The sequence below is a fragment of the Bradyrhizobium genosp. SA-4 str. CB756 genome (assembly GCF_000473125.1).
In the GTDB taxonomy this organism is placed as follows: domain Bacteria; phylum Pseudomonadota; class Alphaproteobacteria; order Rhizobiales; family Xanthobacteraceae; genus Bradyrhizobium; species Bradyrhizobium arachidis.
This window is the reverse complement of record NZ_KI421499.1, coordinates 4,851,669-4,867,252: the sequence shown is the minus strand read 5'-3', so window position 1 is coordinate 4,867,252 and position 15,584 is coordinate 4,851,669. Positions and strand designations below refer to the sequence as shown.

Genomic DNA, 15,584 nt, shown 5'->3' with positions numbered 1-15,584 from the left:
CGCGCAGCTTCGGCCCCTTCGCCCTTAGTCGAAGGAAAGGTAAGATATTTCAGCGTCTTGATCCGAAGGTATAGTTTCAGGATAGTCCATGGTGTCGGCCGCTGGCCGACGAGCCCCGGAGAGGCCCTTGGTCTACCGCCACACGATCGATGCCACGACCTACACCTTCCCCGACTTGCGCGATCTGCTCGCCAAGGCGACCCCGCCGCGCTCCGGCGACCGGCTGGCCGGGATCGCCGCCGCTAGCGCCGAGCAGATGATCGCGGCGCGGATGACGCTGGCCGATGTCCCGCTCGGGCAGTTCCTCCAGGAAGCCGTCATCCCCTATGAGGCCGACGAGGTCACCCGCCTCGTCATCGACAGCCACGACGCAAAAGCGTTTGCGCAGGTCTCCTCGCTCACGGTCGGCGCCTTCCGCGACTGGCTGCTGTCGGATGCGGCAACGCCCGAGGTCCTGCGCAAGCTGGCGGGCGGCATCACCCCGGAAATGGCCGCTGCGGTGTCAAAGCTGATGCGCAACCAGGACCTGATCCTGGCGGCGCGGAAATGCGAGGTCACCACCGCCTTCCGCAACACCATCGGCCTGAAGGGCCGGATGAGCACGCGGCTCCAGCCCAACCATCCGTTCGACGATGCCAGGGGCATCACCGCCTCGATCCTCGACGGCATTTTGCTGGGGGCCGGCGATGCCTGCATCGGCATCAATCCGGCCAGCGACGATCCGGCCGTGATCGCACAATTGCTGCGGCTGCTCGACGAGATCATCGCGCGGCTGAAGATCCCGACGCAAGGCTGCGTGCTCACCCATGTCACGACGACGCTGTCGCTGATCGGGCAGGGCGTGCCGGTCGATCTCGTCTTCCAGTCGGTCGCCGGCACCGAGGCCGCCAACCGCAGCTTCGGCATCGACCTCGCCTTGCTGAAGGAGGCGCGAGAAGCCGGGCTGTTGCAGAAGCGCGGCACGGTCGGCGAGAACGTGATGTATTTCGAGACCGGGCAGGGCTCGGCGCTGTCGGCCAATGCCCATCACGGCGTCGACCAGCAGACCTGCGAGGCGCGCGCCTATGGGGTCGCCCGCGCCTTCGCGCCGTTGCTGGTCAACAGCGTGGTCGGCTTCATCGGCCCGGAATATCTCTATGACGGCAAGGAAATCATCCGCGCCGGGCTGGAGGATCATTTTTGCGGCAAGCTGCTCGGCCTGCCGCTCGGCATCGACATCTGCTACACCAACCATGCCGAGGCGGACCAGGACGACATGGACAATCTGCTGACGCTGCTCGCGGCTGCCGGCGTCACCTTCATCATGGGCGTCCCCGGCGCCGACGACGTCATGCTGAACTACCAGTCCACGTCTTTTCACGACGCGCTCTATGTCCGCGACGTCTTCGGACTGCGCCGTGCGCCGGAATTCGACGACTGGCTGGTGCAGTCAGGCATTGCGGGCGCCGATTTCCGCCTTGCCGGCGATGCAGGCCTGCTGCCCGATTTTGCCTCGCGGCTGATCGCATGAGGGCGCTGAAGCGCCCAGATCCCCGAGAGGAAACCATTGGCGGGCTTCGCGAATTAAGATGCTGCCACAATATTGAGAAATTCCGGCGGCAGCGTTACGCTATGTGTCTGCTGGCAATTTCCGCACCATCTGTCGAGCGTGGCTGGGGGAGCTTTGATGCGAGCTGAAAGCAACGGTACGGCCCGGCGGATCCTGTGTGTGTTTCCGCGTTACACGTCGTCGTTCGGGACCTTCGAGCACTCCTATCCCTTGACCGACGGCGTCTGCGCCTTCATGCCGCCGCAGGGCCTGCTGCTGATCTCCGCCTACCTGCCTGAGGACTGGCAGGTCAAATTCGTCGACGAGAATCTCCGCCGCGCCACGAAGGACGAGTTCGAATGGGCGGAAGCCGTCTTCGTCAGCGGCATGCACATCCAACGCCAGCAGATGAACGACATCTGCCGCCGCGCCCATGAGTTTGATCTGCCGGTCGCGCTCGGCGGTCCCTCCGTCAGCGCCTGCCCGGACTATTATCCGTCGTTCGACTACCTCCATGTCGGCGAGCTTGGCGACGCCACCAACCAGCTGATCGAGATTCTGTCGCGCGACACCGCGCGTCCTGGCGAGCAGGTGGTGCTGACCACCAAGGACCGCGTGCCGATGACGGAGTTTCCGATCCCGGCCTATGAGCTCGCCGATGTGAAGAAATACTTCCTCGGCAGCATCCAGTATTCCAGCGGCTGTCCCTATCAGTGCGAGTTCTGCGACATCCCCGGCCTCTACGGCCGCAACCCGCGCATCAAGACGCCGGAGCAGATCATCGCCGAGCTCGACCGCCTGCGCGAATGCGGCATGACGGACACGGTCTATTTCGTCGACGACAATTTCATCGGCAACCGCAAGGCGGCGATGGATCTGCTGCCGCACCTGATCGAATGGCAGAAGAAGACCGGCTATGTGGTGCGGCTCGCCTGCGAGGCTACGCTCAATATCGCCAAGCGCCCCGAGATCCTCGAGAAGATGCGCGAGGCCTATTTCATCACCATCTTCTGCGGCATCGAGACGCCCGATCCCGATGCGCTGAAGGCGATGCACAAGGACCACAACATGATGGTCCCGATCCTCGAGGGCGTGCGCACCATCAACTCCTACGGCATGGAGGTGGTGTCCGGCATCATCATGGGGCTCGACACCGACAAGCCGAATACATCCGAAGCGCTGCTCGCCTTCGTCGAGGAATCGCGCATTCCGCTGCTCACCATCAACCTGCTCCAGGCGCTGCCGAAGACGCCGCTCTGGGACCGGCTGGAGAAGGAAGGACGCCTGATCGAGGACGATGGGCGCGATTCCAACGTCGACTTCCTGCTGCCCTATGACGACGTTGTCGCGTCCTGGAAGCACGCCATGGCCGTCGCCTACGAGCCCGAGAAGGTCTACGCGCGCTTCCAGTATCAGTGCGACCAAGTCTATCCCCACCGCCTCAAGATGCCGGTGCCGGACGAGATGAAGACCTGGGCTAATATCCGACGCGGCCTCGTCATGGTCAGGAACATCTTCTGGAAGGTCGGCGTGCTCGGCAATTACAGGCGCGTGTTCTGGAAGTTCGCGCTGGGCCGCATCAAGCGCGGCGATCTCGAAGGCCTGATCGGCTGCACCCTGATTGCGCACCATCTCATCACCTTCGCGCGCGCGGCGTCGAGCGGCCAGCAGAATGCCTCGAACTACTCGATCCGGCTGCGCGAGGCTGCCGTTCCCGCCGAATGAGTGATAAGTCCGTTCCGGCTCGGCCGACCATTGATCTGCGGTCGCTCACACCCGCGCGCGTTGCGCTCGGGCGCAGCGGTGCGAGCGTGCCGACCAAGCCGCTGCTCGATTTCACGCTGGACCATGCCCGCGCTCGCGATGCCGTGCATGCCGCCTTCGATGCGTCGCGGCTCGCTGCCGATCTCCGCGCGCTCGGTCTCGCCGTCACCGAGGCGAGCAGCCAGGCGGTCGATCGTAGGGATTATCTGCGCCGGCCGGATCTCGGACGACAGCTCGATGCCGGCTCGGCGGAGCTTCTGGCGCGAAGTGCTTCCGAGCCTTGCCAGCTCGCGATCGTCATCGGCGATGGCCTCTCGGCGGCGGCGGTCCACGCCCATGCGGCGGCGCTGGTGGCCAGCCTGCTGCCGCTGCTTGCGGAAGGGGATGTCGCGATCGGCCATTTGGTCGTCGCCTCAGGCGCGCGCGTCGCGCTCGGCGACGAGATCGGCGCGATTCTCGGTGCGCGCATGGTCGTGATGCTGATTGGCGAGCGGCCCGGCCTGTCGGCGCCCGACAGCCTCGGCGCCTATCTGACCTTCGCGCCCAAGCCCGGCCGCAGCGATGCCGAGCGCAATTGCGTCTCGAACATCCACAAGGCCGGGTTGAGCTATGACGAGGCCGCCTTCAAGATCGCCTGGCTGGTCCGCGAGGGGCTGGCCCGGGAGGTCACCGGGGTGGCGCTGAAGGACGAGAGCGGGGACCGGGCGCCGCGTCGAATCGGCACGGCGCAGCCCGAATGACGGGCATTCCGGCAAAATCGCCGCATCTTGATCGATTCGGCCACCTTCCGCCGCCTTGCGAAAAGGCCTTTTGACCTGCTAAACCGCTGCCGGCGATTTTCCGCGCATTTTCAAAGGGCAAGCCTCCCATTGGTATGGCATTTTCAAGCCGTTCGCGGGACGCCATAAGCTCACAACTTGAGCCGATTTAGGAACTGGATAAGGCATGCTCGAAAAGCACAGCGAGAGTGAGGTTCATGTCGACAAGGTCGAGCAGGGACCTGCGTCCTCGATCGCCTTCGGGCTCGAGCGCATCGGCCTGATCGCGGTCCGGGTGCCGATCGTCTCCTGCATCATCCTCCTCGCGCTGATCGTCGGCGCCGTGTTCGGCATCCACCGGATCAAGATCGACGATTCGCTGTCGCAGCTGTTCCGCTCCGATACCCGCGAATTCAAGCAGTATGAAGAGGTGACCAAGAAGTTCCCGGCCGAGGAATTCGACGTCCTCGTCGTGGTCGAGGGCAAGAACCTCCTGGCGCGGAACAACCTCGAGAAGCTGCGCGACTTCATCACCGACATGCAACTGGTCGAAGGCACGCGCGGCCTCGTCTCGCTGTTCTCGGCGCGTCAGGCGCCGGCGCCGGGCAAGCTGCCGGCGGCGCTATTCCCGGCCGAGCTCCCCGAGGGCGAGGCCTATGACAAGTTCATCGAGACCGTCAAAAACAACGAGATCATCCGCGGCAAGCTGCTGTCGGAGGACGGCACGCTGGCGCTGGTCGTGCTGTCGCTCGATCCGGAGGTGGTCGCGTCCAGCAAGCTGACCAAGACCGTCGGCGACATTCGCGCGCTGATGAAGGAGGATCTCGGCGACACCGGCCTCAACGTGCAGCTCTCCGGCGTGCCGGTGATGCAGCTCGAGATCCGCAACGCCGTCGAGCGCGACGGGCTGACCTACAACATCCTCGGCATCCTCGCCGGCTGCGTCATCGCCATCATCTTCTTCCGCAAGATCTCGTTCATGATCGCGGCGGCGTTCCCGCCGATGATCGCGATCCTCCTGGCGCTCGGCGCGCTCGGCTGGGCCAATTTCAATCTCAACATGTTCCTGAACGTGATGACGCCGCTCATCATGGTGATCAGCTTCTCGGACTCGATGCAGCTCACCTTCGCCGCGCGCGACCGGCTGATCGCAGGCCAGGACAAGTTCACCGCGTTCAAGAACGCCGTGCTGGTGGTGGGCCCGGCCTGCGTGCTGACGCACGGCACCGCGGGCATTTCCTTCATCGCGCTGCAATTCTCCGACTCCGACCTGATCCGCAAGTTCGGCGAGGCGGGCCTCGCCGCCACCATCATCGCGCTGGTCGCGGTGCTGTCGCTGGTGCCGGTGTTCGGCGTGCTGTTCGTGCGCAACGAGAAGATCTTTGCCGTGAAATTCCAGAGCGCGGATGCTGGCGTGCAGGCGCTGCGCAATTTCTGCTACTGGATCGCGGTGCGCATGGTGGGCCGCCCCGGCCTGTTCAGCCTGATCGCGGTGCTGTTCGTCGGCGGCCTCGGCGTCATCTACGCCAATCTGGAGCCGCGCTACCGGCTCGCCGACCAGGTGCCGGACAAGCGTCAGGCCGTTGCCGCCAGCGACCGGCTCGACGCCAAGCTCACCGGCGCCAACCCGGTCAACGTGCTGATCCAGTTCCCCAAGGGCGAAACACTGTATTCGCCGGAGACGCTGCAGACCATCGCGGACGTGCACGCGACCGTGGAGAAGGCGGCCGGTGTCGGCAATGTCTGGTCGCTCGAGACCCTGCGGCGCTGGCTGGCGGCAAAGGCCGGCAGCGCCGACGTCGCGACGCTGAAGGAATATGTCAACGTCATCCCCGAGCATCTGGTGCGCCGCTTCATCGACGCCGAGCAGGATGCCGTCGTGGTCGCGGGCCGCGTTCCGGACAAGGATTCCAGCCAGCTGCTGCCGATCGTCGACAAGCTCGATTCCGAGCTCGACGCCGTCCGCAAGAAGCATCCGGGTTACGAGATCGCGGTGACGGGCCTCGCCGCTATCGCGGCGCGCAACTCGGCCAGCATGATCGAGAAGCTGAACCGCGGCCTCACGGTTGAATTCGCGCTGGTCGCGCTCTTCATCGGCCTGGCCTTCCGCTCATGGGTGGTGATGTTCGCCTGCATCCTGCCGGGCATCTTCCCCGTCGTGATGTCGGGAACGGTGCTGTGGGCGATGGGCGAGGGGCTGCAATTTGCCAGCGTCGTCGCGCTCACCGTCTCGTTCGGCCTGGGCCTCAGCGCCACCATCCACTTCCTCAATCGCCTGAGGCTCGAGAGCAAGCCCGGCGTCGGCTCGGCGCTCGCGGTGGAGCGGGCGACCGTGCTGGTCGGCCCCGCGCTGATCCTGACCACGGTGGTGCTGGCCTGCGGCCTCGTCGTCACCGTGTTCTCGGACCTGCCGTCGCTGCGGCTGTTCGGCTGGCTCAGCGCCTTCTCGATGGTCATGGCGCTCGTCGCCGACCTCTTCATCCTCAGGCCGACGGCGATGTGGCTGATCAATCTGCACGCCAGGCTTCAGGGGCCCGACAAGCCGGCGATCTGAGCGCCTTCATCCACCGGACATGGAATCGGCGCAGTCTGGACGACTGCGCCGGTTTTCGTTCCGAGGATAGCTCATGCGGCCGATACGGCACGACAGCTCGATCGTGGAGTTTCAGCGGAAGCGGGGCGGCGATTGCGCCGCCTTTTTCGTCCCGTTCTTGACATCGGGCATGATCCTGCTCGACGCCGGCTGCGGGCCCGGGACGATTACGGCGGCGCTCGCTGGCCTGGTCGCAAAGGCGGTCGGCGTCGACATCGAGCCGAACGCGATCGCCGCCGCCGATCGGCTGGCAGCGGCGGAAAGCTTGACCAACCTGTCCTTCGTCGAAGCCGACATGACCGCGCTTCCGTTCGAGGACGAGGCGTTTGATGCGGTGTTTTTTCATGCGGTGCTCTACCATCAGAGCCAGGCGGCGCTGGCGCGAGCGCTGGCCGAAGCCTTGCGGGTGCTGAAGCCCGGTGGCCTCATTGCGACGCGTGACGCCGATGTCGGCGGCAACGTCCTTCATCCTGACATCGACGGCGTGCGCCTCGCGCTCGATCTCTGGCAGCGCTGGTACGAGCACGACGATCCGGACGCGCTTCGCTTCGGCCGGCGGCAGAGCTCGATTTTGCGTGCTCACGGTTTTACGCCGGTTTGGACCGGTGCGAGCTATGTCAATCATAGCGCCGATGCTACGAGCCGCAGCGAAGCCGTCGCCGATGCGCGGCGGAGCTTGCTCGGTCTCGGGCCGCAGCTTTTGCGCAAGGGGCTCGCCACGGATGATGAAATTCAGACCGCGTTGGCCGGATGGGACGCCTGGGGGCGCGATCCGGATGCGGTCTATTTCAGATGCCGGTGCGAATGCGTCGCGCGCAAGGACTGACCGGGCCGCGTGCGGCGCTCACGCCTCTACGCGGACGATCCCGTACGGATTGAACTTGAAGTCGTCCTCGGCGTAGTCCTGCTCCCGCGAGATCGTGAGCTTGCGATCGCGAAGCGTCGCCTCGATGCCGTGCTCAGCCATCGCGTTGGCGATCTCCTCCATCAGCATCACCGCGGACCACTCGTTGCCGCGCGATTTCGCGACATAGACCTCCGGCAGGCCGACGAGGTGATAGCCGACGGTCTCGTAATAGCGATCGCCGCCGAGCGGGCGCTTGGCGAAGGCAAGGCGACAGGCCTTGGCGAGGCCGAGCGTCATGCCAAGGCCCTGGCTGGTCTTTGCGCCCGTGCGTGCCTGATCAGCGAGACTGCGCCACCGCACAAGCCCGTGGGCGACGCCCGCGCTTTCGCCCTTCACGGCGGTGGCGCCGGCCTCGATCATCTCCTCGACGATGCGCAAGGCCGCCGCCGAATAGGCGACCGCCTTCTGCTGCTCTAGCGGCGGGCTCAGCAAATAGAGCACGGCTTTATGGTTGGCGACGGCGGCTTCGTCGGCAGCAGACCATGCTTTCGGGAAGACCCGGTCCCAGCACACGCCGAACGACCGCTCCATGTGCGGGTCGGGCTTGGCTTGCGAATAGGTGCGGTCGATCTCGAAATTGAAATCGGCGATCGTCTTTGCCACCGCCTTCGGCGGATGCAGCAGGTTATCGTCCTTGCCAAGAAAGCAGAGCACGTGACGCGGCTTCACGGGCGACGGCTGCATGTTCGGTCCTCGCTGGTCATCGGCGAACGCGCGGGTAGCTGCGAACAGCCCGATCGCCTTGAGCAGATGTCTGCGAACTGGGTCCATCTCAGCAAGCCCGTCAGAACACGTTCACGTCAGCAAAAAGCCCCCGGCTCGCGAGAACCGGGGGCGTGTTCCACATCGATCGGGAAGGGATCAGCCCTTCGTCATCGTGATGTTGACGCCGCGGATCTCGCCCTTCGAGGAGATCTGTACCGTCTGCTTGGTGCCGTTGGTGCGCAGCGACAGATTGGCGGCGAAGCCGTTGGCCTCGACGAAGACGTCGATCTGGCCGCCGCCGGCGGTGCCTTGCAGATTGCCGAAGATGTTGCGGTTGGACTCGCTCCAGTTGCCGGAGATCCGCTCGCCCTGGCTCGTGACATCGCTGGTGAGGTCGAACTTGTAGCTGTCGGAGGCGCAGTGCAGGGCCTGCTTGAGCGCGAGGCCGCTGCCGGCGACCTTGTAGTCTGCCTTGCAGCGGATGCGCTCGGTGGAGCCGTCTGACAGCGACACCGTGCCGGTGCCGGTCCACGCGCCGTCGAAACCGGCAAAGGGTCCGGACGACTGAGCGTGGCTTGCCGTAACTGAGAAGAGCAGCGCAGCCCCGATGCCGGCCGCCTTGATTGCCAGTCCAGATCGCCCAAAGAATTTCATCTCAAATATCCCGTTTTGGAACGACGTTCACTTACGATTAAGAACGTCTCGCCACATCGAAAGTTTAGTGCCTTGAGCCCGTGTCAGGTTCAAAGCTTGGCCGCCAGAGATGGTGGTTCACGACGGCTTGCGCCGCCCCCGATATCGCAATTCCCCGTGTTTCCGCGTGTTTCTGGCCGAAATGGCCGGGCGGAGAGATGCAGGTGTGCAACAGGTGCCAAGCAAAACGCGACGCCTCTGAATTATGACGTAGTATCAATCTCTTCCATCTGCCAATGAAAGCGCAGGGAAGACCTGATTTGGCAGGGTGGCGCCAATTTGGCCGCATTTGCCAGTGCTTGTGCCTTCTCCGAGGCCGCTACTTCCGCGGCGACTTGCCATCAGAACAATCCGTTCCGGCCGTCCGCCCTGTGCTGTCCGGGATCGGTGCGATTCTGCCGTCAGAATGAAGGAATACAATGCGTAAGCTTCTCGTCGCTCTCACCCTGGTGTCCGCATCTCTTTCGACGGCAGCATTCGCCCAGCAGCAAGGTGGGCGCGGCACGGACGCCGAGCAAAAGGCCTGCACGCGCGACGTGCAGAAGTTCTGCCGTCCGGTCATCGACCAGGGCGATTTCACCATCCTGGCCTGCCTCAAGGAGAACCGGGCCAAGATCTCGCAGGCCTGCGACCAGGTCCTGAAGAACCATAACCAGTAAGCTCGGCCACTGGCCCACAAAGGCGGCCGCGGAGCCGCCTTTTCAGGCCGGATCCGGAAGGGCTGCCATCGAGAGACAGGATTGGTTTTGCGGCCGTATTCCCCTATATGGGGGCCGCGGCGGCATCGCCGGCACGAGCCCGCGCGAGCGAAAAAGCTCTTCCTGTCCAAACGATTGTAAACCAGCCCTCGATGACCTCTGCGAGCGAATTGCGATCCGGCAAGGGTGACCGCGACGAGAATTTTCCCGTCGCGTCCTGGATCATTCATCCGCGTCATCGCGCCCTGATCCTGGCCTATTACAATTTCGTCCGCACCGCCGACGACATCGCAGACCACGCCACGCTGCCCCCCGACCAGAAGCTCGCTTATCTCGACCTGCTCGAGGCGGAACTGCTCGGCAAAGGCGACACCCAGGCCGAGGCCGTCACGCTGCGGCGTGCGCTGGCCGAGCGCGGCATGACGCCGCGGCACGCGCTCGACGTGCTGATCGCGTTCCGCATGGACGTGACCAAGCTGCGCTACGAGACCTGGGACGAGGTGATCCACTATTGCCGCTATTCGGCGATGCCGGTCGGCCGCTTCATGCTCGACGTTCATGGCGAGAGTACCTCGACCTGGGCTGCGTCGGATGCGCTCTGTGCTGGCCTTCAGATCAACAACCACCTGCAGGATTGCGGCAAGGATTTCCGCGAGCTCAACCGCGTCTATCTGCCGCGCGACGCGCTGGCGGCGAGCGGTGCTTCCGTGGAGCAGCTTGGGCTGGCGCAGTCGCCGCCGGCGATGCTGGCCTGCCTTCAGTCGCTTGCCGCGCGCAACGAGGCCCTGCTCGACGAGGGCAGGTCGCTAGCTGCGGAGATCCGGGATTTCCGCCTCGGTGTCGACGTCGCGGTGATCCAGGCCTATGCAGATCGCATCGTGCGCCTGCTCAAGGTCCGCGATCCCCTGCGCGAGCGCGTGCATCTGAACAAGTTCGAGCTGCTCACCTTCAGCCTCGCCGGCATGATCGGCGAAGTCGGCCGCCGCGCGATCGGGCGCAAGGCCATTTCCAGACCGGGGACTGCACATGACGCTTGAGGCGGCCACGCCCGGCGCCAGTTATGGCTCGACCGCATCCGGCAGCTCGTTCTATGCCGCGATGCGCATCCTGCCGCATGACCAGCGCGAAGCGATGTTCCAGATCTACAGCTTCTGCCGCCAGGTCGACGACATCGCCGATTCCGACGGCCCGCGCGACGAGCGTCTCGCCGCGCTTCAGGAGTGGCGCAACGACATCGATGCGCTCTATCAGGGCAATCCGCCGCCGCGGCTGAAGGACTACGTCGCCTCGGTGAAGACCTTCGGCCTGAAGCGCGAGGATTTCCTCGCCATCGTCGACGGCATGGAGATGGACGTGCCGCAGGACATCCGCGCGCCTGACATGGCAACGCTCGATCTCTATTGCGATCGCGTCGCGAGCGCTGTCGGTCGATTGTCGGTGCGCGTGTTCGGCCTGCCGGAAGAGGATGGCATCCTGCTCGCGTACCATCTCGGGCGCGCGCTCCAGCTCACCAACATCCTGCGCGACATCGACGAGGACGCAGGTCTTGGCCGGCTCTATCTGCCGCGCGAGGCGCTGCTGCATGCCGGCATCACCTCCAACGATCCGAACCGCGTGATCGCCGAGCGCGCATTGCCGAAGGTCTGCGCACCGCTGACGCAGCGCGCGAAGGCGCATTTCGAGAAGTCGGACGAGATCATGAACCGCAACAAGCGCCGCGCCGTGCGCGCGCCGCGGATCATGTCGAAGTACTACCATTCCATTCTGGACCTCCTGATCGCGCGCGGTTTCAACGCGCCGCGCGAGCCGGTGCGTGTGTCGAAGGTCACACGCATCCTGATCCTGCTCCGTTACGCTTTCATCTGATGCAAATGACAGCTCACATCATCGGCGCCGGAATTTCCGGCCTCTCTGCCGCCGTGCGGCTCGCCAATGCCGGCTTCAAGGTCGCCGTGCACGAGGCGACGCATCAGGCCGGCGGCCGCTGCCGCTCCTATTTCGACGGCGCCACCAATCTCACCATCGACAATGGCAATCACCTGCTGCTGTCAGGCAACGGCCATGCGCGCGCCTATGCGCGTTCGATCGGCACCGAAGCGGGTCTCGTCGGCCCCGACAGCGCGCAGTTTCCCTTCGTCGACATCAAGACCGGCCAGCGCTGGCAGATCGATCTCGGCAACGGCCGGCTGCCGACCTGGGTGCTCGACGAAAGCCGCCGCGTGCCCGACACCGGGCTCACCGATTATCTGAAGCTGGCGCCGCTGATCTGGGCCTCGGAAGACACGCTGGTCGGCAAGTCGATTCCTTGCGAAGGCATCCTCTATCAGCGCCTGGTGCAGCCGCTGCTGCTCGCAGCTCTCAATGTCGATCCGCCCGAGGGCTCGGCCGGGCTTGCCGGCGCGATCGTGCGCGAGACGCTGCTTGCGGGCGGGCAGGCCTGCCGCCCGCTGATCGCGCGCGATGGCCTCAGCGCCGTGCTGATCGAGCCGGCCGTGAACTTCCTGCAGGAGCGTGGCCACTCCGTTCAGCTCGGCCATGAGCTGCGTTCGTTCGTCAGCAGCGACGGCAAGGTGACCGCATTGAATTTCGGCGGCGAGGACGTGGTCCAGCTCGGTGCGGGCGACGTCATCGTGATGGCGGTGCCGCCGCGCGCGGCAGCGAGCCTGCTGCCGGGCCTGAAGACGCCGACCGAATTCCGCGCCATCGTGAACGCGCATTTCCGCTTTGAGCCGCCGCCCGGTTCGGCGCCGATCCTCGGCGTGATCGGCGGCGTCGTGGAATGGCTGTTCGCGTTCCCGAACCGCCTCTCGGTGACCATCAGCAATGGCGACCGTCTGGTCGACATGCCGCGCGAGGAACTGGCGCAGGCGATCTGGAACGATGTCTGCGAGGCGGCCGGCGTGTCCGGCGAGCTGCCACCGTGGCAGATCGTGCGCGAGCGCCGTGCCACATTTGCGGCGACGCCGGCCCAGAATGCCCTGCGTCCGGGGCCGGCGACCGCGCTGAAAAACCTGTTCCTTGCCGGCGATTGGACTGCTACGGGGTTGCCTGCAACCATCGAGGGATCGGTCCGGTCGGGTGATCGCGCCGCCGATCTGGTGCTGGCCGCCAAAGGATCCTGAAAAGCGGCCCTGACGGGCGAATGTCCCGGTCACTTTCAATCGACTATCGGAGCAATCGAGCGACATGGATTCCTTGAACGCGACCCGCCGCGAGGCGGTGGAATCGAGGGTGTTGGAATCGAGCATTGCGTCGGCGACGCAGGGCGTCCTCGGCTTCCAGCAGTCCGACGGCCATTGGGTGTTCGAGCTCGAGGCCGACTGCACGATTCCGGCCGAGTACATCCTGCTGCGCCATTATCTCGCAGAGCCCGTCGACACCGCGCTCGAGGCCAAGATCGGCAATTATCTGCGCCGCGTCCAGGGCGCCCATGGCGGCTGGCCGCTGGTGCATGAAGGCGAGTTCGACATGAGCGCCAGCGTGAAGGCGTACTTCGCGCTGAAGATGATCGGCGATTCCACAGATAGCCCGCATATGGTGCGTGCGCGCGAGGCGATCCATGCCCGCGGCGGTGCGATCCATAGCAACGTCTTCACACGCTTTCTGCTCGCGACGTTCGGGGTCGTGACCTGGCGCGCGGTGCCGGTGCTGCCGATCGAGATCGTGCTGCTGCCGTTCTGGTCGCCGTTCCACCTCAACAAGATCTCCTACTGGGCGCGCACCACCATGGTGCCGCTGATGGTGATCGCTGCGCTCAAGCCGCGCGCGAAGAATCCGAAGGGCGTCGGCATCGACGAGCTGTTCTTGCAGGATCCGCGTTCGATCGGCATGACGGCGAAGGCGCCGCATCAGAGCATGGCGTGGTTCCTGCTGTTCCGTTCGCTCGATGCGATCCTGCGCGTCATCGAACCGATGTTTCCGAAGAGCCTGCGCCAGCGCGCGATCGATGCGGCGCTCGCTTTCACCGAGGAGCGGCTGAACGGCGAGGACGGCATGGGCGCGATCTATCCGCCCATGGCCAACATCGTCATGATGTACGACGCGCTCGGCAAGGACGAGAACTATCCGCCGCGTGCGGTGACGCGCCGGGGCATCGACAAGCTGCTGGTGATCCGCGACGACGAAGCCTACTGCCAGCCCTGCGTCTCGCCGGTGTGGGACACGACGCTGACCGCGCATGCGCTGCTGGAAGCCGGCGGCGACAAGGCGGTGCCTGCGGCCAAGCAGGGCCTCGACTGGCTGATCCCGAAGCAGGAGCTCGAGGTGAAGGGCGACTGGGCGGTGAAGCGGCCCGACGTGCGTCCGGGCGGCTGGGCCTTCCAGTACAACAACGCCCATTATCCTGATCTCGACGACACCGCCGTGGTGGTGATGTCGATGGACCGCATGCGCCGGGAGCACGGTGCGACCGGTTACGACGCGGCGATCGCCCGCGGCCGGGAATGGATCGAGGGCATGCAGAGCGACGATGGCGGCTGGGCCGCCTTCGACGTCAACAACCTCGAATATTACCTGAACAACATCCCGTTCTCGGACCACGGCGCGCTGCTCGATCCGCCGACCGAGGACGTCACCGCGCGCTGCATCTCGATGCTGGCCCAGCTCGGCGAGACCGAGAAGACCAGCAAGCACGTCGCCGACGGCGTGGCCTATCTCCGCAAGACCCAGCACCCGGAGGGTTCCTGGTACGGTCGCTGGGGCATGAACTTCATCTATGGAACCTGGTCCGTGCTCTGCGCCCTCAACATGGCCGGCGTCGACCACAAGGACCCCATGATGCGGAAGGCTGCCGCCTGGCTGGCCTCGATCCAGAACAAGGATGGCGGCTGGGGCGAGGACGCCGTCAGCTACCGCCTGGACTACAAGGGCTGGGAAACCGCCCCCTCGACCGCCTCGCAAACGGCATGGGCCTTGCTTGGCCTGATGGCGGCAGGCGAGGTTGATCACCCGGCCGTCGCCCGCGGGGTGGAGTACCTGATTGCAACACAGAACAAAAAAGGACTGTGGGACGAGCAGCGGTACACCGCCACGGGCTTCCCCCGCGTGTTCTATCTACGTTATCATGGTTACCCAAAGTTCTTTCCGCTGTGGGCGCTGGCGCGGTATCGGAACTTGCGGAACACCAACAGCAGGGTGGTAGGGGTCGGAATGTGACTTTGGGGACGGGGGACTATTTTACCGCGGGCAATGCCATTGATCCGCGGCCGATCTTGATCGTGACTGGACTGGTTCAGGAGGCCCGTATCGCGGCCGGGCCTGGAATGGCTGTGATCTGCTCGTCCAGCAGCCCCAGCCAGCTCCGAGCGCTGCTGACGGTGGTCGATCCTGATACGATTCGCGGTGTGATCTCGTTCGGCGTGGCCGGCGGGCTCGACCCGACGCTGCGCTCCGGTGACGTCGTGCTGGCGACCGAGGTGCTGTCCGGCGATACCCGCTGGGCGGCTGGCCTGTCGCTCGGCGACGACCTGATCGACCGCCTGACGTCGGGCCGCCGCCGCGTGGTGCGCGGCAGCCTCGCCGGCGCCGAGGAGGTGGTCACGAAACGGTCCTGCAAGGCGGCGCTGCATTCCGAGACCGGGGCTGCGGCCGTCGACATGGAAAGCCACATCGCGGCCGCCTATGCCGCCGAGGCCGGGCTGCCCTTTGCCGCGGTCCGCGTCATCAGCGATCCCGCCCACCGTGCGCTGCCCGCGATCGCCCGCGCCGCGATCAAGCCGAACGGCCAGATCGACCTTCCGGCCGTGCTGCGCGGCATCGTGCGCAACCCCACGACGCTGCATGCGCTGGTCTCGACCGGCATCGACTTCAACCGCGCGCTGCGCTCACTTCGCGGCTGCCGCGACTATTTGATCGGGACGGAGCTCATCGAGAGCGAGGTCCTGGTGTCCAAGGCGGCCTGACCTCCTGATGCGATAAAACAAAAGCCCGGCCACCATTG

13 protein-coding genes are annotated in these 15,584 nt (G+C 65.1%); 11 read left to right on the top strand and 2 right to left on the bottom strand.

Annotated features, from left to right (window positions below; genetic code table 11):
* Positions 1-127 precede the first annotated feature (127 nt).
* The 5 genes from BRAGE_RS0123790 to BRAGE_RS49150 all read left to right on the top strand — a co-directional run bounded on the left by BRAGE_RS0123790 (position 128) and on the right by BRAGE_RS49150 (position 7,469).
* Positions 128-1,510: an ethanolamine ammonia-lyase subunit EutB gene (locus BRAGE_RS0123790; RefSeq protein ID WP_027558685.1), complete on the top strand. Its 1,383-nt coding sequence runs from the start codon at positions 128-130 to the stop codon at positions 1,508-1,510.
* A 156-nt stretch (positions 1,511-1,666) separates the two neighbouring features.
* Entirely contained in the window at positions 1,667-3,253 is a 1,587-nt protein-coding gene (locus BRAGE_RS0123785; protein WP_027558686.1) for a B12-binding domain-containing radical SAM protein, read from the top strand.
* Positions 3,250-4,032, top strand: coding sequence for an ethanolamine ammonia-lyase subunit EutC (gene eutC, locus BRAGE_RS0123780; protein ID WP_027558687.1), 783 nt, complete (start codon positions 3,250-3,252; stop codon positions 4,030-4,032). Before BRAGE_RS0123785 ends, eutC begins: the two co-directional genes overlap by 4 nt.
* A gap of 205 nt (positions 4,033-4,237) precedes the next feature.
* Entirely contained in the window at positions 4,238-6,604 is a 2,367-nt protein-coding gene (locus tag BRAGE_RS0123775) for an efflux RND transporter permease subunit (protein ID WP_027558688.1), read from the top strand.
* Positions 6,605-6,677: 73 nt separating this feature from the next.
* Positions 6,678-7,469, top strand: a complete 792-nt coding sequence (locus BRAGE_RS49150) for a class I SAM-dependent methyltransferase (RefSeq protein WP_051377992.1) — start codon at positions 6,678-6,680, stop codon at positions 7,467-7,469.
* A gap of 18 nt (positions 7,470-7,487) precedes the next feature.
* On the opposite strand, the gene BRAGE_RS0123765 is transcribed toward BRAGE_RS49150, so the two are convergent.
* Together BRAGE_RS0123765 and BRAGE_RS0123760 are read right to left on the bottom strand one after the other, a co-directional pair.
* The gene (locus BRAGE_RS0123765; RefSeq protein ID WP_027558689.1) at positions 7,488-8,321 is read right to left on the bottom strand and encodes a hypothetical protein; all 834 of its coding nucleotides are present in this window, start codon (positions 8,319-8,321) and stop codon (positions 7,488-7,490) included.
* Between the two features lie 90 nt (positions 8,322-8,411).
* A complete protein-coding gene (locus BRAGE_RS0123760; RefSeq protein ID WP_027558690.1) occupies positions 8,412-8,909 on the bottom strand; it encodes a hypothetical protein in 498 nt (165 codons plus the stop codon).
* Between the two features lie 458 nt (positions 8,910-9,367).
* On the opposite strand from BRAGE_RS0123760, the gene BRAGE_RS0123755 reads away from it, so the two are divergent.
* From BRAGE_RS0123755 to BRAGE_RS0123730, 6 genes are all read left to right on the top strand, one after another.
* A complete protein-coding gene (locus tag BRAGE_RS0123755; RefSeq protein WP_027558691.1) occupies positions 9,368-9,607 on the top strand; it encodes a hypothetical protein in 240 nt (79 codons plus the stop codon).
* A 191-nt stretch (positions 9,608-9,798) separates the two neighbouring features.
* A complete protein-coding gene (gene hpnC, locus BRAGE_RS0123750) occupies positions 9,799-10,683 on the top strand; it encodes a squalene synthase HpnC (RefSeq protein ID WP_027558692.1) in 885 nt (294 codons plus the stop codon).
* Positions 10,673-11,512 (top strand): presqualene diphosphate synthase HpnD, encoded by an 840-nt coding sequence (gene hpnD, locus BRAGE_RS0123745; RefSeq protein WP_027558693.1) that lies wholly within the window; start codon positions 10,673-10,675, stop codon positions 11,510-11,512. Before hpnC ends, hpnD begins: the two co-directional genes overlap by 11 nt.
* Entirely contained in the window at positions 11,512-12,768 is a 1,257-nt protein-coding gene (hpnE, locus tag BRAGE_RS0123740; RefSeq protein ID WP_027558694.1) for a hydroxysqualene dehydroxylase HpnE, read from the top strand. Before hpnD ends, hpnE begins: the two co-directional genes overlap by 1 nt.
* 64 nt (positions 12,769-12,832) lie before the next feature.
* The gene (gene shc, locus BRAGE_RS0123735; RefSeq protein WP_027558695.1) at positions 12,833-14,800 is read left to right on the top strand and encodes a squalene--hopene cyclase; all 1,968 of its coding nucleotides are present in this window, start codon (positions 12,833-12,835) and stop codon (positions 14,798-14,800) included.
* Positions 14,797-15,546 carry a phosphorylase gene (locus BRAGE_RS0123730; protein ID WP_027558696.1) on the top strand — a complete coding sequence of 250 codons (750 nt, stop codon included), beginning with the start codon at positions 14,797-14,799 and terminating at the stop codon, positions 15,544-15,546. The genes shc and BRAGE_RS0123730 overlap by 4 nt, the downstream gene beginning before the upstream one ends.
* Positions 15,547-15,584 lie beyond the last annotated feature (38 nt).

What these genes read in the sequence shown, in the direction of transcription:
- BRAGE_RS0123785 (WP_027558686.1), top strand. Translation starts at nt 1,667, where the DNA reads ATGCGAGCTGAAAGCAACGGTACGGCCCGGCGGATCCTGTGTGTGTTT.
- eutC (WP_027558687.1), top strand. Translation starts at nt 3,250, where the DNA reads ATGAGTGATAAGTCCGTTCCGGCTCGGCCGACCATTGATCTGCGGTCG.
- BRAGE_RS0123775 (WP_027558688.1), top strand. Translation starts at nt 4,238, where the DNA reads ATGCTCGAAAAGCACAGCGAGAGTGAGGTTCATGTCGACAAGGTCGAG.
- BRAGE_RS49150 (WP_051377992.1), top strand. Translation starts at nt 6,678, where the DNA reads ATGCGGCCGATACGGCACGACAGCTCGATCGTGGAGTTTCAGCGGAAG.
- BRAGE_RS0123765 (WP_027558689.1), bottom strand. Translation starts at nt 8,321, where the DNA reads ATGGACCCAGTTCGCAGACATCTGCTCAAGGCGATCGGGCTGTTCGCA.
- BRAGE_RS0123760 (WP_027558690.1), bottom strand. Translation starts at nt 8,909, where the DNA reads ATGAAATTCTTTGGGCGATCTGGACTGGCAATCAAGGCGGCCGGCATC.
- BRAGE_RS0123755 (WP_027558691.1), top strand. Translation starts at nt 9,368, where the DNA reads ATGCGTAAGCTTCTCGTCGCTCTCACCCTGGTGTCCGCATCTCTTTCG.
- hpnC (WP_027558692.1), top strand. Translation starts at nt 9,799, where the DNA reads ATGACCTCTGCGAGCGAATTGCGATCCGGCAAGGGTGACCGCGACGAG.
- hpnD (WP_027558693.1), top strand. Translation starts at nt 10,673, where the DNA reads ATGACGCTTGAGGCGGCCACGCCCGGCGCCAGTTATGGCTCGACCGCA.
- hpnE (WP_027558694.1), top strand. Translation starts at nt 11,512, where the DNA reads ATGCAAATGACAGCTCACATCATCGGCGCCGGAATTTCCGGCCTCTCT.
- shc (WP_027558695.1), top strand. Translation starts at nt 12,833, where the DNA reads ATGGATTCCTTGAACGCGACCCGCCGCGAGGCGGTGGAATCGAGGGTG.